Here is a 24037-nt window from a genome sequence, read left to right as displayed (position 1 = left end):
ATTCCTTCCGCTATTCTTCCGTCAACGCCAGATGCATACGATCCATCAAGGGCTTAAACAGATAATTGATAAACGAACGCTCTCCAGTACGGACAAATCCCTGCACCGGCATACCGGGTTTAATTTCCAGCCCATGTAACGAGCGCCTGCCTTCTTCACTCACCTGAATGCGCAGGCTGTAGTAAGGCGTACCGTCTTTTTCATCTACTAGCCTATCAGCGGAAAGCAGAGTCACCGTACCCGGTACCCGCGGCGTGGTGCTCTGGCTGAACGCAGTAAACTGCAACTCCACTGGCAATCCGGTCCGTATTTTGTCTACCATTTCAACCGGAATACGACCATCTACCAGCAGCGGTTGATCCTCTGGAACGATTTCCATCATCACCTGCCCTGGAGCGATCACCCCGCCTTCGGTGAAAATCTTCATATCCACCACGGTGCCGGCAACCGGGGCACGCACCTGCACATTAGCCAGATTGAAATCCGCCTTCTCACGCTGACTGATCACTTCATTCAGCCTGGCCTGCACATCCGACAATTCACTGTTAACCTCTTTGTCGTATTCCTGCTGACGTTGAGCAATACGTAATTTTTGCTGCTGAATATCGTGTCGGGTTCTCCCCATTTCGCCACTAACCTGCGCCAGTTCGCCGCTGACTTGTGCAAACATTCGTTCTGTCTCCAGCATTTTATTGCGTGGAATATAGTTATCTGTCGCCAATGGTCGCAGCCCCTGCAACTGATGATTTAACGCCATTTGCTCAGACTGTTTGCTGGTCATCACTTTTTGTAATGCGCTAAGAGATGTTTCCATACCATCGATACTGGCGCGAACCCCTTCTGTTTCCAGCTTCAGCGCCAACTGACGACTACGCAACAGATCCGCCTGCAATGCTATGATGGTGGACATTTCAGGCCGTTGACGCGCCTGAACCAGTCGTGGCGTCTCCACCAGCGACGATTGATTACGTTGTTCCGCCAGTAACCGGGCTTCACGGGCAATCAGTTGATCATACTGGAAACCCAGCCCTTCGCTGGTGGTACGCGCATCAACTGCATTCAGTGTCAACAATACCTGACCTGCAACAACGCGGTCGCCTTCCTTCACCTGAATCCGGTCAATAATCCCGCCCTGCATGTGCTGGATTACTTTGCGATTGCCGGACACCACGACATTGCCTGCGACCGCGACCCCTTTATCCAGCGGTGCCAGCAATGCCCACAATAGAAAACCGCCAAAACCAACAAGCGCCAACCACCATCCCAACCGTAACGCCCGCTCTTCGTCACGAATGGCACACTCACGCATTGCCGTTTCGTTTACTTCATCCTGTGTCGTTACATCCACGCTTGTCATGAGTTAATCTCTGTCATTGCGGCATCACAGCCGGGGTGTTCATCCGGGCCTGATTGGCGGCACTGCGCTGCTGTAATTCCGTCAGCACATCCCGTGCTAACCCTATACGCTGCTGATGGCCCTCATGGAGGATCAGAATCTTTTGCGCCAGCGTAGTTAACGCCGGACGGTGGGTGATCAACACCACGGTAGCACCCCGTTTTTGCAACACGACAATCGCCTGCATCAGGGCCTGATCGCCTTCACTATCAAGGCTGGCGTTCGGTTCATCCAGAATCAGCAGACAGGGTTCATCGTACATGGCACGCGCCAGACCGATACGCTGGCGTTGGCCGCCGGACAAACCACTACCGCCCTCGCCCAATTCCGTGTCATAGCCATTCGGTAATGACAGAATCAGTTCATGTACTCCCGCCAGTTTTGCAGCCGCCACCACTTTTTCCGGCACGGCATCGCCAAACCGGGCAATGTTTTCCGCCAGCGTTCCTCTGAACAACTGCACATCCTGCGGCAAATAACCAATGGCAGGCCCAAATACGGTTTTATCCACAAGATTAAGATCTGCACCATCCAAACGCACTTTGCCTTGTGTCGGCGCTTGCGCACCGGCCAGCAAGCGAGCCAGCGACGATTTGCCGGAACCGGATGCCCCCAGAATCACCAGCGTTTCGCCAGCCCGTAGTGAAAAATGGATATTCTGCAAGCGAGCTTTGCCATTGTCCTGTGCTGATCGCAGCAAAACCTGTTCGACACTCAGATTCCCTTCCGGCGCAGGCAACGCCATCCCGATTGAACGCGGTGGATAGGCGGCAATCAACCGGGTCAGACGTTGCCAGGCAATGCGCGCACTGCTCCACTGTTTCCATACTGCAATCAGTTGATCGATAGGGCTAAGTACCCGACCAACCAAAATTGAGCCGGCAATCATCATCCCCGGCGTAATTTTGCCTTCAATCGCCAGCAATGCTCCCAACCCCAGCATCAGCGACTGCAACGCAATGCGACTGTACTTGGATGCCCCACCGACCGCGGCGGCACGCTCACTGGCCAGGTTTTGCAGAGAAATAAAGCGATAATGACGCGCCAGCCAGCGCTGACGCAGATTGCTCAGCATTCCCATCGCTTCAATAACATCGGCATTACGCAACTGCGCATCCGCCAGGTGGGTCGCCTGCTGCGACTGTTGGTTGGCTTCCGCCAGCGGCTGACTGGTCAGGCGCTGGTTTAACCAGGTCAGCACCACCAGCACTACCGTTCCTCCTAGTGCCAACAACCCCAACCACGGGTGTAGCAAAAACAGCACCAGTAAAAACAATGGGAACCACGGCACATCGAAAAAGGCAAACAGGGCGTTGCCGGTAATAAACTGGCGTAGCAGCGTCAGATCGGTCAATGCCAGCCCGGCACGGCCATCGCCTGCTTCCAGATTACGGGCAAACGCCGCATTAAAGACATCCTGATTGAGCGCCAGATCGATACGGGTGCCCAAACGCACGACCAGAAGGCTGCGAACCCACTCTAGCGCACCCATGAAGGCACACAGCCCCACCATCAGCAACGTCAGCATCAGCAGAGTGACGCCATTGCCTGACGCCAACACCCGGTCATACACTTGCAACATATAAACCGAAGGTGCCAGCATCAGCAGGTTGATAATGGCGCTGAAAATTCCGACGCTCCAGAAACTGCGGCGGAACTGACGCAGTACACCGAATAACGAACGATCTTGCTCAGAAGAAGCATTCACGGCAGACCACTCTCCTTCAGGCTTTCTTTTTCAGAGTGCGAACACGACCATCAGTCAGCTTATGTTCGAAGTGATCGCGGTTACGGCTGAAAAACGCCACTGCCGAACCGTCTTTCTTCGTCAGCGTCAAACCGTCTGGCGTAGGTCGCCAGCCGACAGGCGCTTGCGGCAGCAATGCTTGCAAGCATGAGTGGTTGCCCGTCAATTTCCAGGTGGTACTGTCAAGCACATCCGTGCTCAACCGAATATCGCAGTGCTGTTCTGTGCCGCTCAATACCCACTCGCCGCTCAGTTCCGCCGCAGACGGTAATCTCAGGCTGCTCGCCATACATCCTCCACTCAGTGCACTCAGTAATGTTGCAATAATCAGCTTTTTCATGATATTTCCATCATTCGGTTATCAGAGCGCGCCATCCATGATTCAAACTATCTGGTTAAATATATTGATAATGGCAGGCTCATCCATATGAAGCATGGCCTGCCATTATTGATAGCCTTGTAAATAACAGGTTTTTTTCTATTTTTGTTAAAAACTCACACTGTCGTTAAACGAACACACTGTATTTAAACAATGAAATCCGACGGCTGTAATATTTTACCAACAATATTAACCATAAAATCAGCGGTGCTGTGTCCGCTTAAATGCATCCACATATTGGTTTGATTAGATTGCTCATCCCAATTCAACAACACTTCGTTTCCGGCGCCGGAGAAATGATCGACAAACTGGAGGGATCGATTTTCTTACTATATAACGCCATAGCATTTCCTCCATGAAATTCGTTTTACACCTGATGCGTTATCCCTTGTGGGTATACATCTGTCGATCAAACCGTGACGTTATAAAACGACTTGCTAAACGCTAATCCATTCGTTTTTTGGAATGTTCCTTGTTATTTCGGTCATCAGAGTTATTGCATTCATCAAATTGGAGATCAGCATAACCTGACAACATCGATAAGGTTAGTAAAATAGAAATAAAATGACAAGAATGCGTCAAAAAAATCGATGTTTTGTTACCTTACACGCAGACGGCGAAAAAAAACCGGATAGAACATGGCGACAGGGAAAACTCACAGAATAAGAAGTGGCGCGACGGTAATCTGTCGCGCCACTTTTCATGATATGAAAATAAATTACAGCGATGCTAGTGTACTACGAATGACCTCGGCATAAGGCGTTGTTGGACGCCCCAGCAGCGCTGACAGCGCATTCTTATCATCAAACAACCCGCCTTTTTCCGCCCCCGCATCCGAATCAGCCAGCATATCGGCAATGCCTCCTGGCAAGCCTGCGCCTTTTAGCGCGTTGGCAAAATCGGCTGGTGACAGGTTGACATACTGCACCGGCTTGCCGCTCTGCCGGGCGATCTCGGCAGTAAATTCCGCCAGCGTGTAACTATTATCGCCGGCTAGTTCATAAATTTTGCCTTCCTGACCGCTCAATTGCAGCACGATAGCCGCCGCTTGCGCATAATCGCTACGCGCCGCCGAAGCAATACGGCCTTCGCCGGCGGCACCAATAAACGCCCCGTGTGCCAGTGCCGGGGCAATACTGGCGGCATAGTTTTCGGTATACCAGCCGTTGCGAAGAATCACATAAGGAACGCCGGATGCCTTCAGCGCCACCTCCGTCGCCAGATGCTCAACCACAAGCCCCAGCGATGAGGTGTCCGCATGTAGCAGGCTGGTATAGACAATCAGGCTGACCCCTGCTTCTTTGGCCGCGTCGATTACCGCTTTGTGCTGCGTTTCGCGTTTGCCGACTTCACTAGATGAAATCAACAGCAGTTTATCTACCCCGTTTAATGCCTTGACCAGTGTTTGCGGTCGGTCGTAATCGCCATAACGTACATGCACCCCTTTCGACGCCAGCCCATTGGCTTTAGCCGGGTCGCGCACCACAGCAACGATCTGTGCTGTCGGTACTGACTTCGCCAGCGACTCAATCACCAGACGGCCCAGTTGGCCAGTAGCTCCTGTAATAGCAAACATCGTTTACTCCCGTTAAATGAAAAAACCACTGCACACCTAACCCGGATACCCCAGGCCCATACCAACTGAAGTTCTTTCCAGCAGCATAAGCCTAAATTCATTTTTAGTAAGTACTCGCAGAAAGGTTAATCTAAAATAAAATTGTCGATAGCATCACAGAACACTCGCCATCTGCTTTCCGCAGGTGTGTTAGCGGCTCATCGGCGACCGGTTTTTTAGTTCCAGTCGCATCGTACTTATGCGATATTGCTTTCCCGGAGAGCTTATGGAGCAAATATTTGTCATATTTGTCACTTCTTTACGTATTTGATTCGCGCTCATCAGAATTATAATCGCAGATATTGAACATGATTTTCTGCCTTTACGGTTTATCACAAAGGGTCTCTTTGGCGTGGCAAAATTATTTTTACGCAGCGGAAATTTAGACGATTTTCTTGCGTTGGGAGAAAACGGCCAACCCGTTTATGCTTCAGCGCTGCAATTACGAGAAACACTGCGTCTTCGCAAACAACAGCCTATCGCTGATTGTCTGGCCATTCCGCAACCGAACGAAGAGGGTGACCGCATCGACTGGTATGCACCCTTCTCCGGTAAAATTACCTCCTGGATGGCAGCCAGCGACGAACAACGCGAACAGGCGTTGACGCTTCTGGAACAGTATCTCAGCACCGTTGACGCCATCAGTGAACGGGCGCGTCAATCCGACAAACCGGCACAGAAACTCTTTGGGGTGCTACTATCCAAAGCGTTCCAGTTTCCTGGCTCCAATCACGTCTATCTGGTGGATGATAAACCGGTTGTCACCTTCTGGGGATTCGTCAGCCTGGGCAAAAAATCCCGTGCTGATGTGCTGGAGTGTCTGCGTCCGGTCGAGCCGGTTGAAATCCCGGAACCCGTTGCGGAACCACTGCCGGAAGTCATTACTCAGGTAGCCGATCCCGAACCGGAGCAACCGCCGCAAGCAGTTGAACCAGAACCGGTCATCATTGCAGATATTCCAGAGCCGGTAGCGCCTGTGCAAGCTACGCCAGCGCCGCGCCGGATGTGGACCAACATCTGGTGGCTGGCGCCGGGTGCCGCGCTGCTGGCAACGCTGGCGTTCCAGATCCGCGGTTGCGTCTCGCAGCCCGAAAGCAGCACGCCACCAGCCGTCACCGCTATCAAGCCGGAAAAACGTGCGCTGAGCGCAACGCCAACAGAAGCGCTTGTGCAGCCGGAACTGCCGCTGCATGTCGCCACCTTGTTGCCGCAATCCGCCGCCGTCGAACAGAAAAAACCGGAAGAAAAAACAGAAAAAGCACCGGAAACAACAGCTCCCACCATGTTGGCCGCTGCACCGAAGGGTGCACTGGTGATGCCTGCCGATGCGGTGAAAATCGGTTCCATCCGTTTCCTGGATGGCATCTGGCTGACAACCGTGTCGGTGAAAAATCCGCTAACCGGTAAACCACCGGTTCTCCGCTACCAGATCAAAGACGGCAAAGGCCGGGTGCGTTTTACCTACGGCGAGAATGTGACCTGTCATGCCGAGGTGGAAGCCGGGTTGCATCAGTCCGGTAATCTGGTGATCAACAGCCGCTATCGAGCGCGCTGCAGCGATGGTTCCCGTTATCCCATGCCGGAAATCGTCTGTACTCGCCAGGAATCGAGCGAGGCTGCGGAATGTAAAGGCCGCTATGATGCCGATACTTTGCTACCGGTGACGATTAAGCGTGAGAGCAAATAACCATGCTGGCAACCCTGACAGACTATAAACAACAGATTACGCTGATTCAGAATAGCGGTATTCAGTTTCTTGATTTTGCACTGAAGCTCACGCCGGCGCGTTCAGGCTTCGCTAATCGTTTTGTGCGCAAGAGCGCCAACGGGCCGCTGCTGCGGCTGACGTACAACGAACACAACGGAAAATACACATTGCCGAGTGCAATGCAGGTGCTGCCGGAAGCGGTCAATCCGGAATCCAGCTACACGCTGGAACAGTCACTGCACTTGTTGAGCAACGTGTGGTTGCCACTGCCCTTCTTCCGCTTTAATCCACCGCGCACCTTCATGGGCGGCCCGGATAACTGGGCGCGGGTACAAGTGCTGGAACTGGCTGAGCCAGACGATGACGGCAATACTCACCGCATTTGTCTGGCGTTCGATACCCGCGTTTACCCGGAAAGTCACGATCTGGAAGCACTGGCGCCCAGCGAAAACGACATCAACGCCGGGCGCTTGTTCACTCTGGCTTACCACAGTGAAGAACTGGACGATTTCCTCGACCAGACCTGGGTGGACGGCTGGCTACGCGAAGCATTTTCCCAGCAGGCGCTGGCGGTGGAAAACCGTAAGCCCCGCGATATTCGCCAGAATCTGCGCGAGTTCGAATATCAGGCGCATTACCTGAATCTGCTGGATATCATGGTGACACTGTTAAATGTGCCGGAGATTCGTATCACCAGCAGTACGCTAAAAGAACCGGCCATCAATGTGGACCTGATTCTTGATGTCGGCAACTCCCACACTGCCGGAATTTTGGTGGAAGACCACGCTGACGAGAGTAACGGTCTCAAGCAGACCTACGAACTGCAGATCCGCGATTTGGAACAGCCCCATTATCTGTACAACGAACTGTTCGACAGCCGGGTGGAGTTCGCACAGGCGCGGTTCGGTAAACAGAACTTTTCCTTCGAAAGCGGACGCGACGATGCGTTTGTCTGGCCATCGATTACCCGTGTCGGGCGCGAGGCTAGCCGTCTGGCGCTGCAACGTCAGGGCACCGAAGGCGCCAGCGGCATATCCAGCCCACGACGTTATCTGTGGGATGAAGAGCCGTACGCGCCAGGCTGGCGTTTCAGTCAGACCACCAGCCCGCGCCAGCAAGAACCGTTAGCGACCGCCATGCCGTTGACCATGCTGGTCAACGATGAAGGCCAGCCGTTGTTCAGCCTGCCGCTGGACGAACGTCTGCCGGTATTTGACCCGCACTACAGCCGCAGCTCGGTAATGACGTTCATGCTCTCCGAACTGCTGGCACAGGCGCTGATGCAAATGAACAGCGCCACTCAGCGCCTGAAAATGATTCACACCAACGCGCCGCGGCAGTTGCGCAATATTATTCTGACGCTGCCCTCGGCGATGCCCAAACCGGAGCGCGAGATCTTCCGCCGCCGCATGATCGAAGCGATAGGGCTGGTATGGAAAGCGATGGGCTGGCACCCCGCCGATGAAGATTTCCTGGCGGCAGACGACAAGCGCCACAGCAGCGTGCCGGTGCCGGAAGTCCAGATGGAGTGGGATGAAGCCACCTGTGGGCAAATGGTGTACCTCTATAACGAAGCACAGGTGAATTTTGGTGGCCGGGCGGAAGCTTTCTTCGCCAGTATGGCGCGGCCAGACAAAGAATTGGCGGATGATGAGCAACCGGGGAAAACCCTGCGCATCGCGTCTATTGATATCGGCGGCGGCACCACCGACCTGGCGATTACTCAATACTGGCTGGACGACGGCGTCGGCAGCAATGTCAAAATCATCCCCCGCCTGCTGTTTCGTGAAGGGTTTAAAGTCGCCGGCGATGACATACTGCTGGACGTGATCCAGCTGTATGTGTTGCCTGCATTGCAAGCCGCGCTGAAAAAAGCCGGCGTTACCAGCCCGGACAGCCTGATGACCCGACTGTTTGGCAGCGAAGGCCGCATGGACGGCCAGTTGACGCTACGCCAGCAGGTGACGCTGCAAATGTTCATTCCTATCGGCCAGGCGATTCTGGAAGCCTACGAGCAGTTCGACCCGCTCGATCTCAATGCGGAAATCGACACCACGTTTGGCGAAGTACTGCTGCAAACACCGACGCGTAAAGTGCTGGAATACGTTAACAACGAGATTCAGCGCGAGCTGCCGGACGAAGAAAGCCCGTTCGATATTTTGCAGGTACCGCTGATCCTGCGTCTTGGCAAGCTGCACAGCGAGTTTCTGGCTAACCGCATGAGCATTACCCAGCACCTGCGTCTGATGTCGGAAGTGGTATCGCTGTATGCCTGCGACGTGCTGTTGCTGACCGGTCGGCCATCTCGTTTCCCTGGCATTCAGGCGTTGTTCCGCCACCTGCAACCGTTGCCGATTAACCGCATGATGTCGCTGGACGGTTATCACACCAGCGACTGGTATCCGTTTAACAAACGCGGTCGTATTGAAAATCCGAAATCTACCGCGGCGGTGGGCGCGATGCTCTGTTTGCTGGCGCTGGATCTGCGCCTGCCCGGTTTTTACTTCAAAGCCGGGGATTTCGAACCCTATTCCACGGTGCGTTACCTCGGCATGTTGGACAGCACGAACACGCTCACCGCTGATAATGTCTACTATAACGATATTGATCTGGATGATGCGGATTTCACGCTGGACGATCAGAGCGGTTTCGAAGTACGTGGTTCACTGTGTCTCGGTTTCCGCCAGTTGGATAACGAACGCTGGCCCGCCTCGCCGCTCTACTCGCTGTCGATTGTTGATCCGGAGTTAGCTCGCAAGGTCGCCGGTGACAGCGTACTGCATGTACGACTGAAAGTGGTGCCGGGCGACGATAACCTGACGCCAGAACGTTTCGAGATAGCCAATGCGGTGCTAGGCTCCGGGCATACCATTTCACCACATCAATTGAGGTTAAAACTGAATACCTTGTCCAGCACGGTTTCCGGCACGGCACACTATTGGATCGATAGCGGGAGCGTCTTCAAGAAATGAAACCATTAACGCCCAAACAGTTGTCGAGCCGCCTCAGCCGCCAGTTGCAATCCGTTTCGCAAGGTGTGGATCAGGCGATCACCTGGGTGGAGGAAACCCGGCGTAACGTTCCCCGCCTGGACATGGAAGCCGATAGGCTCATCATCAAATTGCGGCGTTGCCGCAACAAAGCCCGCGGGTTGTCTGACTCATCACTCAAAGAGATCGCCATGGGGATGTTCGGGCTGGCGCAAGGCGGCAAAACCTACCTGCTGACCTCACTGGCTGGCGGAGAAAACGGGCGCATCGAAACCTCCGTCGGCGGCGTGACGCTGGATTACCAGAAAAATATTAATCCAGATAACCAGCAACCGGCCTTTGTCACCCGTTTTACCCGGCAGGCTGAAGGCAAAAATACCCCGAACCCGGTGCAACTCCAACTGCTTAACGAAGCCGACATCGCCCGTATTATGGCCTACGCTTTCATACTGGACGATAGTCAGAACAATACGCCGGAACTTGATGAGCAACATATTGCCGAACACCTGAAAACCCTGTCGCTGCATCGCCAGCAGGAACCCGTAGCCGGGCTGAGCAGCGATGATGTGGTTGCGATATGGGATTACCTGATGCGCCATGACGCCCGGCGGCAAAAACCACTGGAGCGAAAATTCTGGCCGCTGGCGGTCGAACTGGCGCCGCACCTCGGTATTGATGACCGCGCCAGCCTGTTCTCGATTCTATGGGGTGAGCGGGCGGAATATACCTCACTCTACCGCCATTTTGCCCACACGCTGGAACAGTTGTCTGGCGCACGCAAAGTACTGGCGCCGATTAGCCTGCTGGTAGACGATGCGCTGCAACCTGACAGCGGCATTTTTAATGCCAATCAGTTTGATCGCCTCAACAGCCCTTCCGATCTCAGCGCGCAGGTTCGCCCTATCGTCAATGGCAGAGCCGCCAGAACGGTAGAGCTGTCGCTGGCAGAACTGATCATGCTGACCGCTGAAGTACAGATTCCGCTGTTATCGCCCCCCAAAGAAACACTGTTCGGGCAGGTCGATTTGCTCGATTTTCCAGGTTTCAGCCTGCAGGACGAGCCAGAATTCGAATCGGACGACGAGAATCCAGACCGATTGTTGCGACTCAAACCGCACCCGCTGTCTCGTGCATTGCTGCGCGCCAAACGTGCCTATCTGCTGGAGCGCTATACTGACGATCAGGAAATGAACCTACTGATGGTCTGTACTGCCGCCGCCTGCAAAGCGGACGTGCGCCATGTTGGTCGGGCGTTGGATTTCTGGGTACGCCATACTCAGGGGGAAAATCCGCAAATCCGCAGCCGCCGTAAACCCGGCCTGATTTGGGCGGTAACTCGCCATGACCGGCGTTTTACCCACGGTCAAAACAACGATGAGGCGGTACAACGTTATGTGGGCAACCCCGGTGATGCCTGGGGCACTATGCTGGCAATGGACAAGCGCGGTATCAACCGGATGGCCGCGTGGCTGGATACCGAAGTTCGCCGTGAGGTCAAATTGGGTCGCATCAACGAACAATTGAGCGAGTTACAGCGTGAGTTGTCCGATAACCTGCTTGGTAGCTGGTATCAGCCAAGCGGTGCCGATGACCCGGCGCACAAACAACGGATCGCTGAGTCGATGCTCAAAGCGTTGCAGACCCGAACCGGCGTACACGGCGAATTGCTGGAACGGTTGCTGCCCTCCCGCGATGAGCTGCGCCGCCTGTATCTGCAACAGCAGGAACAACCACAGCGTAACTTTGCCTCCTATCAGGAAACACCGGATACAGCAGTACCACTGGTCAGTTACGAACCGTTTGGCGTCGGACTGGATATCGACCTGTTCAGTAATGATACCGAACAAGCCGACAGCGAAGAAAAAACGCTGCTTGCCGCCCCAGTACACACCGATGAAGATCAAGCCGAAAACCACAGCTACGAGACAGAGTTTGCCCGTAACCTGTACCGGTACTGGGTCAACCACCTGCGCAATCTGCCGGAAAACACCGCCATTATCGAATTGCTGGGCATCAATCGCCCCACTATCGAAATGTTGGTGGAAGAGTTGATCACCGCCAGCGTCCGGTTGAGGATCGAGGACGATCTACAAATTATGCTGGTGGATTCGGGGCAGTTGGGGGTTAACCGTGAAAGCAAGGCGGATCGTCAAGTGTCACGTGCACTCAACGTACTCGGCGACTTCGTCGCCTGGCTGGGCTTTCAGCAAGTATCGGAATCTCTGCGCCCAGATAGCCGCGTCAACAAAGGCAACAAGATCTTTGCCAAACCGGAGAAGCAGACAGCCAACTTTGGCTCCTCACGACGGCTGACCAAGTTATCGGCAACACCGATCAACAATACCGCGTATTACATCTATGACTGGCTGATAGGCCTGAATGAGATGATCATCCAGAACGCCGGTTACGCCGCTGGTCGTGATATCAAACCCAAGCAGCGTGAACGGCTGGGAACCATCCTCAGTTTGATCAAACCAACTGAAGGCTAACGCGTGGGCGGAGCATTACGCTCCGCCTTTCACCATTCCATGGTGCAAAAAGTTAAGCAATCAAATAATTATATTGTTTTTCTTGCTTATTCTTTCGACAACATCACGTTATAAATCAGGCTGATCTTGCAAAAATGCAGCGCTCACGTCATAGTTTTAGTCAGGGTGTGTACTGTTGTTCCGAAAGTTGTACCACATGTTGTATCGAATATTGTTATTGTCATGTTTTTTCTTTGATTCGCCCGGTTTAAAACACACTGTTTATTCAAAAAAGGAACACAGGCCACCCCGTTCTTTTTCCACCATCTTTCTTTAATGCCGCTCTGTTTTCTGCCAAAGAGAACAGTAAAGGCACCACTTCCAGGGATACCGGTTGCCGTTACCTGTTAGGTATGTTCCAGACATACAGACTAACCCCGTACTGGCATACCAGGCTGCTGCTGATATCGATTTACCGGCTAACGGCGCTGTAAAACGATTGCTATAAATAGTGAGATAAATAATGCATTTCCCGTTCCACGACGTCTGATACCTGACACAGACGCGCGGTTTTCTCTTGGCTGTTCACGACATGGCACAGGTAACGCATCATGAGTAACAGTAGTGAATCCGACACCGCATTCGACGATTTTCTAACGCTCTCCGCCCTGCTTACCGGTTTTAGCCGATTTGAGCTGACCGGAACCGGGCTGGCCCATGACTATTTCACCTGGCTGCAACAGGCTGCTGCCATACCGTTCAGGCAACTGCAGCACGATTTTTCGGCACAACCGGATGACGAAGCGATACGGCTCAACTGGCTGCAAGCCACAGTACTGACATCGTCGTCGCTCGGCCCGGTCACACGCAGCTTGTTGCGGTTGTGGTATACCGGACAATGGGTTCCCGTTAGCCCGGCACCGAACGACACCGCCACATTCCTTAGCGATGCCGCCTGGCGCGAAGCGTTGATCTGGCAGGCCATCCATGCTCATCCTCAGGCTATCCGTCAACAGGAGTTCGGCGCCTGGGCCGAACCACCGACGGCTGAATGGGGAGCACACGAATGAATTTCGTCACCCCTCATCAGGCTGAACAGACTGATTACGACGTGGTGATTGTCGGCGGCGGCATCGCTGGTTCACTGTTGGCCAAAACCCTGACCCGTGGGGGAAAACGCTGCCTGATACTGGAAGCCGGCGACGCACAGAATCAACATTACACCGGCTACCGGCATACACTGCAGCGCTATCGTCAACGGGCGGATAAAAACCATCAGGTACCCAGCCCACATAACGTCAATGCACCGGTGCCGCACGATACAGCATTGCACCCGTTAATGCCTGATGGGTATGACGATCGCGGCTATCTGGTGCAACAGGGACCATTGCCGTTCAGTTCTACCTATTGCCGGCAACTTGGCGGTACTTCGCTGCACTGGCTTGGCAGCGCCATGCGTATGCTGCCGGAAGACTTCGAATTGCAACGTCGCTATGGCATCGGGCTGGACTGGCCACTGCGTTATAACGACCTCGAACCCTGGTATCGGGCCGCCGAATATGAACTGGGGGTATCGGCCAATGTGGAGGAGCAGGCTTATCTGGGCATTCGCTTTCCACCAGATTATGTCTATCCGATGCAAGGGCTGCCGCCTGCCTGGAGTGACCGACAGCTGGCACATCGCCTCACCGACATGGTTATCATGGAAGACGGGCGCTCAATACCGTTACCTTTGCGCAGCACCCCATCAGCCCGTAATGGCGTGCCCCACCCCGGTTATGACCATGGCCACGGTTATCACCCCCGCAGTGCGGCAGGCGGTTCGCCTCTCGGCTTACGCTGTACCGGCAGCAGTCACTGCACGCCGCTGTGCCCAACGCAAGCGCGTTACAATGCGTTGAAAACACTGGAAGATGCCGATCCGGCATTGTTGGATATTCTCACCTGTAGCGTGGCACACAAGTTGCTGATTGACCCATCCACAGACGCTATTACCGGCATCCAGTTTCGTCATTATGTGCACCATGAAACCGCGTTACATCATCTGCATACCGTCAGTGCCCGGCGTTATGTATTGGCCGGCAACGCCATCGCCAATGCGGTTCTGCTACTGGCATCCGGCGCTTGTAAAGGCAATGATCTGGTAGGACGGCATCTGATGGACCACCCGGTACTGCCGGTATGGGGCCGGGCCGATATGCCGTTGTGGCCGATGCGTGGCCCGCTCACCACCTCAGGAATTGAAGCCTTGCGAGGCGGCCCGGCGCGAGCGAATCGGGCGGCATTTCGCATTGAATTGAGCAACGACGGCTGGCGCTGGCCGGTCAACACGCTCTATCAGGATGTCGAACAGCTACTCGATGAACCGTTGTGCGGTCCCCGCTTACGTAGCCAGATGCGTGAACGGCTGTCACGGCAATTCAGCGCCCGCTGTCTGGTAGAGCAACTGCCTGAATACAATAACCGGGTAACGATTCATCCTGACTACCGCGATGCGCTGGGCAATTACCGCCCGGTGATTCACTACGATTTATCGCTGTATACCCGCTCCGGCGTTGCTCGCGCAGGCTGTGTCATGCGCCAGATTTTCCGGCACATCGGTATTCGTGATCACAGCCACTATTCGCCCACTGAACCAGGCTATTTTACCTGTCAGGGACAGCCGCTGGCATTTGTTGGCGCCGGACACATCGCCGGCACCCACTGTATGGGTCATTCACCCCATCATTCGGTAGTTGATCGCCAGCAGCGTAGCTGGATTCATAAGAATCTCTATCTGGTAGGCGCCGGAAATATGGTTAGCATGGGAACAGCGCCGCCAACCCTGACGCTGGCAGCGCTGACGCTATGGGCAGCGCACACAATTCTTTCCGAACTGGACAGAATGTGTGCCAGCACACGTTAAACGCGAAAAAAACGCTACAAAAGATGATGATATTCAAGTTTCATGCTAGGAATAAATAGATAAGACTAACTACACACTTCGTCACTGCTGTTACTGACTAAGACGGAATAACACCATGAACTTAAACGAACAAACCCAAAAGCACGATTTGGAAACTACATTCAGGGAACAGGGCTACGTTAAATTAAACAGTCACAAGGATTTGGCCCATGAACTGGATGACATCCGTGATCTATTGCAAAAGGCCATGGTGCTGGAGCACGCGGTCATTCCCCCTTACCTGACCATGCTTTATACCGTGGATGATGATATCGATCCGCGAGTTCCCGACGTCATCCACTCCGTTGTGATTGAAGAGATGTTGCACTTCGTGATGGTCGGCAACTTGCTTAACGCGGTAGGCGGCACACCGGAGATCAATAGCCCCAGCTTCATGCCTGATTACCCAGCCACGTTGCCGTTCGGCATTGAAGACATGGAAATTCAGTTACATCCGTTTTCCCAACACGCCATACATCAGGCGATGCAAATCGAACACCCCAAATATGTCCGCCCGGAAGTGGTAGCCAGCCATGTCTGCAGTGACATGTCCATCGGCGAATACTATATCTACATCGAGTCACGCCTGCGTGCAGCGGTAGAATCCTTTGGCGAAAAAGCCGTATTCTGTGGCGATCCCACACGTCAGATTGAATCGGAACAATTCTGTCACGGCTCATACGGCCAGATCACGCCGGTTGTCGATTTGGACAGCGCGGTAAAAACGCTGCGTCAGATTTGCGATCAAGGCGAAGGTTCGCCGCACAATATTTGGCAAGGCGATGAAAATAATGTGCCGCATTACTACCGATTCAACGAAATCTACTGTGAACGCCTGTATGCGCATGGCGACACCATCGCCAGCGGCCCGACCGGCGAACCCCTGGCTATCGAATGGGATAAAGCAGTCAAAACTCATAGTGCAGCCAAGATCAGTGATTATCCGGAAGGTGAGCTACGCAAGGCGATTGTGCGTTTCAACCGCCGTTACAGCGAACTGCTGGAAAACCTGCAACTGGCGTTGTCTGGTCGCCCACTCAAACTCACCCCAACGGTAATGGCGATGGGGTCACTGCGTGAAGATTTTCGCGCGATTGTTACCCACCCGTTCCCCGGTGATAACGCGTATCGGGCGGCGCCGACATTCGAGTATACCCCACCGCCGCCGCCGCGCTTCCAGTCCAAGAGTCAGGCTGTGACGTTCTCCAACAACCAGGCCACGCTGGAAAAACTCTCCCAGGCTTATATTGCAGGCGATCTGCAAATGGCGCTGGCTTGCCTGAGCGAACAACTGGTGTGGGATATGACTGGTCCGGTAGATGTCCCCTATACCGGTGTTTTCTATGGTCACGAAGGTTTCTCACGCTTCTGGTCGCTGATGGGCCAGACGGTGGAATTCAGCAGCGAAGTGGTGGAAAAAGTCTTCTTCAGCGACAATCAGGCAATGGCTTACGGCAGTCAACAAGGGATCACCAAATCTACCCGTGTCCCTTACAGCTACGACTGGGCGATACGTTATGAATTCACCAGCGATCACCGCATTCGGCTGATGCGTCATTATTTCAACCCGATGCGTATTCAGGCCGCGCTGGCTGCCGCACCGTCAAAACCGCGGTCATTCATCAATAAATAACCGCTTCTGCACCATCACTCTCCCCGCACCGCCAGTCTGGCGGTGCTTTTTTTGGGAAACGTACATCAGAGACTGAAAAACGGCTCCACTATCTGTTGAACATCGGGGATAGCGTTAGCGACATGCATCCCCCCCGACTCATAATTTCCCCGATACTTCACCACCAGTCCGGCTTCTGAACAGATAACCACCCCGGCAGCGATATCCCAAATACTGGTATTTTTTTCCACGTAACCATCAGTAAAGCCCAACGCGGCAAAACTCAATCCGACTGTGGCGCAACGATAACGAGCCACCGCCCAGCCCTCATCACGCAGGTAACCATCCAGAATGGCCACTTCCGCCGCAGGCCAATTATTGCTTTCACCCAGAGCCACTAACCGGACTTCGCTGAACGGCACCTGACGGCGATAAGGCATTCCGTTACGCCATACGCCACACCCAATTGCCGCAGACAGCGTCAGGTTCATCATCGGCAACGCAATAGTCCCTACCATCGCCAGCCCGTTCTCGATGTAGCCAAGTGAAATCCCCCACAACGGCAAGCCACGCAAAAAGTTGGTAGTACCATCTATCGGATCGATAACCCAGAAACTGTCGCCGACTTCGCCCCCCATTTCCTCACCCAGAATCGCGTCCTGAGGAAACACTTCCCGCAGGCGATCACGGATTAACTGCTCTACCTGACGATCCGCATCCGACACAAAATCATTGGCGGATTTCTGTTCAACCACCACAGTGTCACGCCGGGCAAATAACTGTCTCGCCAACAACGTGGCTTCTTCCATGACGGTATTGGCGGTTTCAAAGCGCAACTGCAAATCAGACATCACATCCTCCGGTTACTAGCCCAGCAAGTCAGGAATATCAGACAGCACCGTCTGAGCGCCATTGTCCAGAAAGCGCCGAGCCTGAGCGGCGTCATTAACAACCGCCACCGCGTATTCGATACCACTGTCTGACAAAATGTGCTGGGCTTCGTCATCCAATAGTTCCGCCAGACAGTGCAATATCTGACAATGTGTTTCCTGTAATAACGCTACCGGTTTTTTCGGCGGCACTACCACAGCAAAGGCGCGTGGCACATCCGGCATCAAGCGCGCCGCCGTCTGAATCGAACGAACGGAAAAACTCGACAGAAACAGGCGATCACGACGGTTGGCTGGCCACATCGATTTCAGCACCCCCAACGCCACTTCCGCCGTTTCTACGTCATCTCCCGCCGTTGGTTTCAGTTCGAGCTGCAACCCCACATCCAACTCCAGCACGCAGGTGATAAGCTCCGGCAACGTCGGGATAGTCACACCGGCAAATGCCTCACCGAATTGCGCACGCGCTTCCAGTTGGCGAATCTCCGCCAGAGTCAACGCGGCGACCAGACCATGACCGTTGGTGGTGCGATCTACCCGATCATCATGGATGATCACCGGCTGACCATCCTTGGTTAGCTTGACATCCACCTCCAGCCACTTCGCGCCACAAAGCACGGCTTTGTGCATGGCGATCAGCGTATTTTCCGGCGCCAGCGCAGAAGCGCCACGGTGAGCGATTAACGCATCATTTACCACGCGTTGACGGCGCAGATAATCAGTTACAGAATCAGACATAATGGTTTCCCTGGTGTTTCAATGCATCGGTGTTAAGTAAGAAAGTATGTCGAACCAATGGACATGTTGCCTTGCCCGCATCAGATACAAACAGGTTGTTCAGACGTCATAACAAGGCATCGTGATGTCATTTCAGCATCACGTTTTGAATAAACTGTTTTTTAATTTCGTCACCCAATGGTTTGGCCGCCCAGGCAAAGCTGTGCGACCTATCCAGTGAGTCTGTCGCTGATATCTCTTCCCCGGCTGGCATTAGCGGTGCGGTACCGAATTGCGTATGAAAACGCAATTGCGTTTCTGGCTGCGTCAAGTAGTGAATAAACAGTAATGCCGCTGCCTTATGTTTGGCGTTGGCCGGAATCCCCACCACATTACCGCCCCCAGGCATACCAAAATCAGGCAGGTAGAACTTGATGTCCGGCGACACTTCACCTTTGTGTTGCAGCGAGAGCACCAGATCCTCCCATGAGGCGGCAAGTTTGAATTCGCCGGCATTCAGCCGGGTCATGCTATCGGCATTAGACGCACTGATGACAAGGCTACTTTTATAACGGTTGAACCACTGCCAGGCCGGCGTGAGCCGTTGCAGTATCTCCGGCGTGACACTGCCGTTGCGGTAGTCAACATTGCTGACCAACGCACGGGTAATGGATTCGATAAACGCCGGGCCAGAACCGCCATTTTCCACGTTAAAGACGAATTCACCGGGATTCTTAATCAGAAACTGTTCGAACTGGGGTAATGAATGCGGCAAGGCGGCAGCATTGATGCGTGCTGAATTGTAGGCAATGACGGTCTGATTAGCCCAAAACGCAACGGCATAACCCTGAGTATCGACCCCTTCTATCTGATAGGTCAGCTTATCGCCAGCTGGCAAGCGGGAAGTGAGCGGTCCCCAGAACAGTCTGGGACCGTTAAGCAGCCCGAACTGGCTACCGCCTACCGATATGACATCGATATCTCCTTGCTGACGGTTCTGCTCCGCCAGCAGCTTATTGATGCTGGCTGCTGCTTCGCCATCCGGAATGGTGACCCGGATGCCATACTGTTTCTCAAACGCTTTAACTTCATCGCGCAGTCGATCCTGGTAATACCAGTTAAACCAGGTAAGTTGCCCTTCTTTACGCGCCTGCGCCTCTACTTCCTGCCAGGACATCGTTTTCAAATCTGCCGCCAGAGCTTGCGCCTGATACAACGGCAACAGTAATAACGGCAACGCCGCCAGCTTGCGCAGGGCCGACAACGTAAATCGAATACGCATACAAGACTCCCCTGAATGGTTAAGCCGCATCATCGCTATCCTTTATTGACGAAGGCTGACACGGGCACATTTTTGAGACAGCGCTCCATCAGCAGCATCAGCACGACGTTGGGCACCACCAGAATCAGAGACACCACTGCCGCGTTGGGCCGGATGAAGTTGTAGCCAAGGTATGAATAGAGAATGGTTGGTACGGTGACAAAGTCAGGCGCTCCGACGATGTAGGAGACGGAGAACTCTTCAATCGACAGGATAAACACCATAATTATCGCCGCCATAGCGCCAGACTGGAGCGATGGCCAGTAGGCGACCCGGAACACATCCCGTTTGGATGCCCCCAGGTTGCGCGCCGCATCCACCAGATCCTGCCGAACCTGGCTAAAAGAGACACTCAAAATACGAATGGCGTACGGCAGAAACAGCACCGTATGGCCGACAAAAATCCCCATAAAGCGGGAATATACCCCCAGTCGTATCAGTAGCGAGGAGAAGAACACCGCCACCACAAATCCCGGCAGCACAATCGGCAACAACGTCAGCACCTGCGCCAGCCCTTTGCCGGGAAACGTCATACGGCCAAACGCATAGGCGGTCGGCATTGCCAGCAACAGGCATGTCAACGTCACTACCGGTGCCAGCAGATAACTGTGCAGCAACGCATCGGGCAATGAAGTGTTATTCCATAACTCAACCCAACGCAACAACGACAACACCGGCGGAAATACATGTGGGTAAGACCAGGGGTGAGAGGGGTCTACCAGTGACCATAGCACCGCCATGGCGAACGGCAGAATCAGCCAGAGGCACCCCAGCAGCAGGAACAGCACCACCAGCAGGCGATTGAGTCGGTTAATGGCTGTTTGTTGCATTGATTATCCCCTCATGCCGCGCACAACCACACCGGCGGCCATTGCCAACAGCCCGGCCCCTGCCAGCGACAACAGCATCAACATCATCGCCACCACTGCCGCCTGATTCCAGCCGTCAGTTCCTGATTGCTGTACGCGGAACATCAGTTGCGACATGGAATACAGGTTGACCGGACCCGCGACTGACTGAAAAGAAAAGTCGCCAGCCGCGCCGATAAAGATCAGCATCATCGCCGTCTGCAACGCCCGTAGTGTTAACGGCAGCACAATGCGGCGAAAGCGGACCCATACGCCAGCACCAAGATTCCGGGCAGCCTCCAGCACCGTTTCTCCGATGGCCTGCACCGACCCACTCAACAACAGCAGCGCAAACGGCATCTGCTTCCAGACCTGCAGCAGAATCACGCCGATACCGTTGGCGTCGTTCTGCATACGAATTGGCCGTTCCGTCAGCCCCAGCCGTAACATCACCACGTTGAGAAATCCCTGATAAGAAATGAAATTGACGAACAAAAACGCCGCCGTCAGCCCCGGCACCAGCAACGGCGCTTTTAACATTGCGCGCAGCGTCATCACCCCCGGAAACGGTTTGCGCAGCCAGATAGCCAACGGATAAGCCAGTGCCACCGACAACACCGCACTGAGCAACGCAATACGTGCCGAATAAAAAAAAGAGCGCCACAGCTGCTCGTCAGTCAGCATGACTTGCCAAAAACGCAGCGATAACCCACTGTCGCCGGCAAAATTGAAAAAACCCAACGACTGAGAAAACGCCATGCACAACACCGCCCCCATCGCCAGCACGATGATGCCCACCCCTGGCAGTATCAACAGATAAGCCATGAACGGCGATCTCATGCCACCCCCTCGCGCAAGAACCGCAGTGCATCTGGCGCCAGCGAAAAATAGTAGGTTTCACCCTCCAGTAGCGGCTGGTATCCCAACAACTGGATGCGGAAACACAGGGTATTGTTATCGGGAAGACAACCTTCGACATCCGTCAGGTTGCCAAGAAAGGTATGGCGCTTAACGCGCAACGCAAAGATGTTCTGCCCCAGCGCAGACGTTGATAGCAGACAGGCTTTTTCCGGACGCCAGCACAGATAAATACGCTCATGAGCTGGCGGATCATCCGACGTCACCACGAATTCACCCAATGCGGTCACCACCCGGTAGTATCCGTTATCGTCATCCCGCGATGTGACCGTGCCTGTCATGATGTTGGCCGTACCAATAAAATCAGCGACAAAGCGATTGACTGGCTGGTGATAAATTTCCTGCGGCGTGCCGGTCTGAATAATACTGCCGCCGTGCATGACTATCACCCTGTCGGACATTGCCAGTGCTTCAGCCTGGTCATGCGTGACATAAACCGCGGTAAAACCGTGTTTACGTTGCAGAGTGCGGATCTGTAACCGCAGTTGCTCACGCAACCGGGCATCCAGATTGGATAGCGGCTCATCGAACAGCATCACATCCGGTCGCACTGCCATTGAGCGCGCCAGCGCCACCCGCTGTTGCTGCCCGCCTGATAACTGAGCAGGTAATTTGTCCAGATGCCCGGCCATTGCCACGGTCAGCGCCATTTCCACTACCCGGTGGCTTAGTGTCTCCCGTGGTGTATTCCGTTGTTGCAATCCAAAAGCAATGTTTTCCGATACCGTCAGATGCGGAAACAACGCATAGGATTGAAAGCACATCGCCGTATTGCGCTTTTCCGGCTCCAGGCCGTTCATGTTTCGTCCACCAATACAGATGCGTCCGTCGTCCAGCGGCACAAACCCGGCAATAGCACGCAATAACGTGGTTTTGCCGCACCCGGATGGTCCCAGCAAGGTAACGAATTCGCCTTCATTAACATCGAACGATACTCCCTTGAGAACGGGCACATCGCCATAAGCCACGCTGGCACGTTCTACTTCCAGTCTACCCATTCACATGCTCTCCAGTAGGTCGCAACGCGCCTATTCCACAAGGTAAAAACACTGCCAATTCAATTTATAATGCATTATGCATAATAATGATGACAGATATGTTGCGAATATGTCACTGGAAGTGAATGAAATAACAAACTGATATGTAAATGAATATATAAAAACAACCTATAAATGCAGGTACAATCGACTTCATTTATCAGGTTGTATACGATGAAAAATGTAATTATCATTCATAATATTTAATTATTGACATTATCTAATTTATAATATGCCATTATGAACCAGAGGCTAACTGCACAATCTGGCAATATAAAAAGGATCTACACACTATGAGCATACGCACGGGAGTCTGTCCCTGATGCGGCCAATACTTCACGATAACGAAAGTGCCACCGTGAACGAACGCATGATTCTGGATATTGTCCGACGTCACCGAAGCATCATGCGTTCTGCGATTTCACCGCAGACCAATCTCACCCAACCGTCCGTGCATCGCATTATTGATAGCCTGCTGGAGCGCGGATTGCTGCAACTGGGTGAAAACATCGTACACGGGCGCGGCAAACCCAGCCCGGCGCTGGAACTGGCGCCAGCTGCGCGTTACAGCATCGGCATCTCGGTGAATACCGATACGCTGGCATTTTGCTTGTGTGACTTCAGTTGCCAGGTGTTGCACGAAGAAACGCTGGATATTCCGCTGGATGACCGTACGCGGGCCATGTTTACGCTAAAAGAACAGGTACGTAAGGCGCTGCACCAATATGCTATTCCTGCGCCAGCCGTTGTGGGCGTCGGGTTTGCCATCGCCGGTTATCTGATAGGAGATAACCGGTTGTTCAATGCACCGGAGCCGCTGCGCGACTGGTCATTGGTTGATCTCAAAAGCGAACTGGAAACCCTGTTTGATCTCAACGTCTGGACGGAGAACAACTCCACCACCGGTGCGATTGGTGAATCCGTACTGGGCGCAGGCCTGCACTACCCAACCTTTGGCTACCTGTCATTCAACTATGGCTTTGGCGCAGGGCTTATCCTTAACGGTCAACCCTTTTCCGGTTCGTTCGGCAATGCCGGGGAAATCAGCCGTATTTATACCGAACAGGAATTCCACTCAAGGCCGGCGTTGGGAGAGTTGCTCAAGCGGCTCAACGCGCACGGTATCGATATCCAACACGTGAGCACACTGCGCCAGCAGTTCGACCCGCAATGGCCGGGTGTACGCGACTGGGTGGAAGAAATCAGGCCCTACCTGAATCGGGCGATTGATGCGATGCGTGCGGTAGTAGACCCTGCCGCCATCGTGTTTGGCGGCGAACTGCCGATGGCATTAGGTGAGATGCTGCTCAGCGTACCGCCAACCGAGCTGCCGCCTCGGTATGGCCATGCCGCTCATTATCCGCGACTCTTGCTGAGCCAGATCCAGCACGACCCGGCGGTGCTGGGTGCGGCGTTAATGCCATTAAAAGCACGTTATTTTACCTGA

Annotated in this window: 18 protein-coding genes; 7 read left to right on the top strand and 11 right to left on the bottom strand. The window is 53.8% G+C overall.

Going from position 1 to position 24037, the window contains the following annotated elements; all coding sequences use genetic code 11:
* Positions 1-10: 10 nt before the first annotated feature.
* From Dpoa569_RS09525 to Dpoa569_RS09505, 5 genes are all read right to left on the bottom strand, one after another.
* Entirely contained in the window at positions 11-1357 is a 1347-nt protein-coding gene (locus Dpoa569_RS09525) for an HlyD family type I secretion periplasmic adaptor subunit (RefSeq protein WP_042870566.1), read from the bottom strand.
* Positions 1358-1370: 13 nt separating this feature from the next.
* Entirely contained in the window at positions 1371-3104 is a 1734-nt protein-coding gene (locus tag Dpoa569_RS09520) for a type I secretion system permease/ATPase (RefSeq protein ID WP_042870568.1), read from the bottom strand.
* Positions 3105-3120: 16 nt separating this feature from the next.
* Positions 3121-3483: a protease inhibitor Inh/omp19 family protein gene (locus tag Dpoa569_RS09515; protein ID WP_128569717.1), complete on the bottom strand. Its 363-nt coding sequence runs from the start codon at positions 3481-3483 to the stop codon at positions 3121-3123.
* A 185-nt stretch (positions 3484-3668) separates the two neighbouring features.
* Complete coding sequence (locus Dpoa569_RS09510) at positions 3669-3797, bottom strand: M10 family metallopeptidase C-terminal domain-containing protein (protein ID WP_227983177.1); 129 nt, start codon at positions 3795-3797, stop codon at positions 3669-3671.
* A gap of 443 nt (positions 3798-4240) precedes the next feature.
* A complete protein-coding gene (locus tag Dpoa569_RS09505; RefSeq protein ID WP_042870569.1) occupies positions 4241-5098 on the bottom strand; it encodes an SDR family oxidoreductase in 858 nt (285 codons plus the stop codon).
* 391 nt (positions 5099-5489) lie between these two features.
* Here Dpoa569_RS09505 and Dpoa569_RS09500 point away from each other — a divergent pair, with 391 nt between their 5' ends.
* The 6 genes from Dpoa569_RS09500 to Dpoa569_RS09475 all read left to right on the top strand — a co-directional run bounded on the left by Dpoa569_RS09500 (position 5490) and on the right by Dpoa569_RS09475 (position 16880).
* Positions 5490-6824 carry an SrfA family protein gene (locus Dpoa569_RS09500; protein WP_042870571.1) on the top strand — a complete coding sequence of 445 codons (1335 nt, stop codon included), beginning with the start codon at positions 5490-5492 and terminating at the stop codon, positions 6822-6824.
* 2 nt (positions 6825-6826) lie between these two features.
* Positions 6827-9817, top strand: a complete 2991-nt coding sequence (locus tag Dpoa569_RS09495; RefSeq protein ID WP_042870573.1) for a virulence factor SrfB — start codon at positions 6827-6829, stop codon at positions 9815-9817.
* Positions 9814-12324, top strand: coding sequence for a putative virulence factor (locus Dpoa569_RS09490; RefSeq protein ID WP_042870575.1), 2511 nt, complete (start codon positions 9814-9816; stop codon positions 12322-12324). The genes Dpoa569_RS09495 and Dpoa569_RS09490 overlap by 4 nt, the downstream gene beginning before the upstream one ends.
* Before the next feature lie 590 nt (positions 12325-12914).
* Positions 12915-13373, top strand: coding sequence for a hypothetical protein (locus Dpoa569_RS09485; RefSeq protein ID WP_042870578.1), 459 nt, complete (start codon positions 12915-12917; stop codon positions 13371-13373).
* Positions 13370-15208: a GMC family oxidoreductase gene (locus Dpoa569_RS09480; protein WP_050569440.1), complete on the top strand. Its 1839-nt coding sequence runs from the start codon at positions 13370-13372 to the stop codon at positions 15206-15208. Before Dpoa569_RS09485 ends, Dpoa569_RS09480 begins: the two co-directional genes overlap by 4 nt.
* 115 nt (positions 15209-15323) lie before the next feature.
* A complete protein-coding gene (locus tag Dpoa569_RS09475) occupies positions 15324-16880 on the top strand; it encodes a ferritin-like domain-containing protein (RefSeq protein ID WP_146411277.1) in 1557 nt (518 codons plus the stop codon).
* A gap of 65 nt (positions 16881-16945) precedes the next feature.
* Here the strand turns inward: Dpoa569_RS09475 and Dpoa569_RS09470 are convergent, their stop codons facing one another.
* The 6 genes from Dpoa569_RS09470 to Dpoa569_RS09445 form a co-directional block, all read right to left on the bottom strand.
* Positions 16946-17710 carry an inositol monophosphatase family protein gene (locus Dpoa569_RS09470; protein ID WP_042870585.1) on the bottom strand — a complete coding sequence of 255 codons (765 nt, stop codon included), beginning with the start codon at positions 17708-17710 and terminating at the stop codon, positions 16946-16948.
* A 15-nt stretch (positions 17711-17725) separates the two neighbouring features.
* Positions 17726-18487 carry a glycerophosphodiester phosphodiesterase family protein gene (locus tag Dpoa569_RS09465; protein WP_042870587.1) on the bottom strand — a complete coding sequence of 254 codons (762 nt, stop codon included), beginning with the start codon at positions 18485-18487 and terminating at the stop codon, positions 17726-17728.
* 127 nt (positions 18488-18614) lie between these two features.
* Positions 18615-19748 (bottom strand): extracellular solute-binding protein, encoded by a 1134-nt coding sequence (locus Dpoa569_RS09460; protein ID WP_128569718.1) that lies wholly within the window; start codon positions 19746-19748, stop codon positions 18615-18617.
* A gap of 35 nt (positions 19749-19783) precedes the next feature.
* Positions 19784-20617 carry an ABC transporter permease gene (locus Dpoa569_RS09455; protein ID WP_042870589.1) on the bottom strand — a complete coding sequence of 278 codons (834 nt, stop codon included), beginning with the start codon at positions 20615-20617 and terminating at the stop codon, positions 19784-19786.
* Positions 20618-20620: 3 nt separating this feature from the next.
* Positions 20621-21475, bottom strand: coding sequence for an ABC transporter permease (locus Dpoa569_RS09450; RefSeq protein WP_042870590.1), 855 nt, complete (start codon positions 21473-21475; stop codon positions 20621-20623).
* Positions 21472-22551, bottom strand: a complete 1080-nt coding sequence (locus Dpoa569_RS09445) for an ABC transporter ATP-binding protein (RefSeq protein ID WP_042870592.1) — start codon at positions 22549-22551, stop codon at positions 21472-21474. Before Dpoa569_RS09445 ends, Dpoa569_RS09450 begins: the two co-directional genes overlap by 4 nt.
* A 361-nt stretch (positions 22552-22912) precedes the next feature.
* Between Dpoa569_RS09445 and Dpoa569_RS09440 the strand changes: the two genes are divergently transcribed.
* Positions 22913-24037 carry an ROK family transcriptional regulator gene (locus Dpoa569_RS09440; RefSeq protein WP_042870594.1) on the top strand — a complete coding sequence of 375 codons (1125 nt, stop codon included), beginning with the start codon at positions 22913-22915 and terminating at the stop codon, positions 24035-24037.

The organism is Dickeya poaceiphila, assembly GCF_007858975.2.
Taxonomy (GTDB): Bacteria; Pseudomonadota; Gammaproteobacteria; order Enterobacterales; family Enterobacteriaceae; genus Dickeya; species Dickeya poaceiphila.
Note: the sequence above shows the minus strand (reverse complement) of the source record. Positions and strands in the feature narration are given on the sequence as shown.

Coding starts and splice junctions, on each gene's coding strand:
- Dpoa569_RS09495 (WP_042870573.1), top strand. CDS start 6,827: ATGCTGGCAACCCTGACAGACTATAAACAACAGATTACGCTGATTCAG.
- Dpoa569_RS09490 (WP_042870575.1), top strand. CDS start 9,814: ATGAAACCATTAACGCCCAAACAGTTGTCGAGCCGCCTCAGCCGCCAG.
- Dpoa569_RS09465 (WP_042870587.1), bottom strand. CDS start 18,487: ATGTCTGATTCTGTAACTGATTATCTGCGCCGTCAACGCGTGGTAAAT.
- Dpoa569_RS09525 (WP_042870566.1), bottom strand. CDS start 1,357: ATGACAAGCGTGGATGTAACGACACAGGATGAAGTAAACGAAACGGCA.
- Dpoa569_RS09480 (WP_050569440.1), top strand. CDS start 13,370: ATGAATTTCGTCACCCCTCATCAGGCTGAACAGACTGATTACGACGTG.
- Dpoa569_RS09485 (WP_042870578.1), top strand. CDS start 12,915: ATGAGTAACAGTAGTGAATCCGACACCGCATTCGACGATTTTCTAACG.
- Dpoa569_RS09460 (WP_128569718.1), bottom strand. CDS start 19,748: ATGCGTATTCGATTTACGTTGTCGGCCCTGCGCAAGCTGGCGGCGTTG.
- Dpoa569_RS09445 (WP_042870592.1), bottom strand. CDS start 22,551: ATGGGTAGACTGGAAGTAGAACGTGCCAGCGTGGCTTATGGCGATGTG.
- Dpoa569_RS09475 (WP_146411277.1), top strand. CDS start 15,324: ATGAACTTAAACGAACAAACCCAAAAGCACGATTTGGAAACTACATTC.
- Dpoa569_RS09470 (WP_042870585.1), bottom strand. CDS start 17,710: ATGTCTGATTTGCAGTTGCGCTTTGAAACCGCCAATACCGTCATGGAA.
- Dpoa569_RS09455 (WP_042870589.1), bottom strand. CDS start 20,617: ATGCAACAAACAGCCATTAACCGACTCAATCGCCTGCTGGTGGTGCTG.
- Dpoa569_RS09440 (WP_042870594.1), top strand. CDS start 22,913: ATGCGGCCAATACTTCACGATAACGAAAGTGCCACCGTGAACGAACGC.
- Dpoa569_RS09515 (WP_128569717.1), bottom strand. CDS start 3,483: ATGAAAAAGCTGATTATTGCAACATTACTGAGTGCACTGAGTGGAGGA.
- Dpoa569_RS09450 (WP_042870590.1), bottom strand. CDS start 21,475: ATGAGATCGCCGTTCATGGCTTATCTGTTGATACTGCCAGGGGTGGGC.
- Dpoa569_RS09505 (WP_042870569.1), bottom strand. CDS start 5,098: ATGTTTGCTATTACAGGAGCTACTGGCCAACTGGGCCGTCTGGTGATT.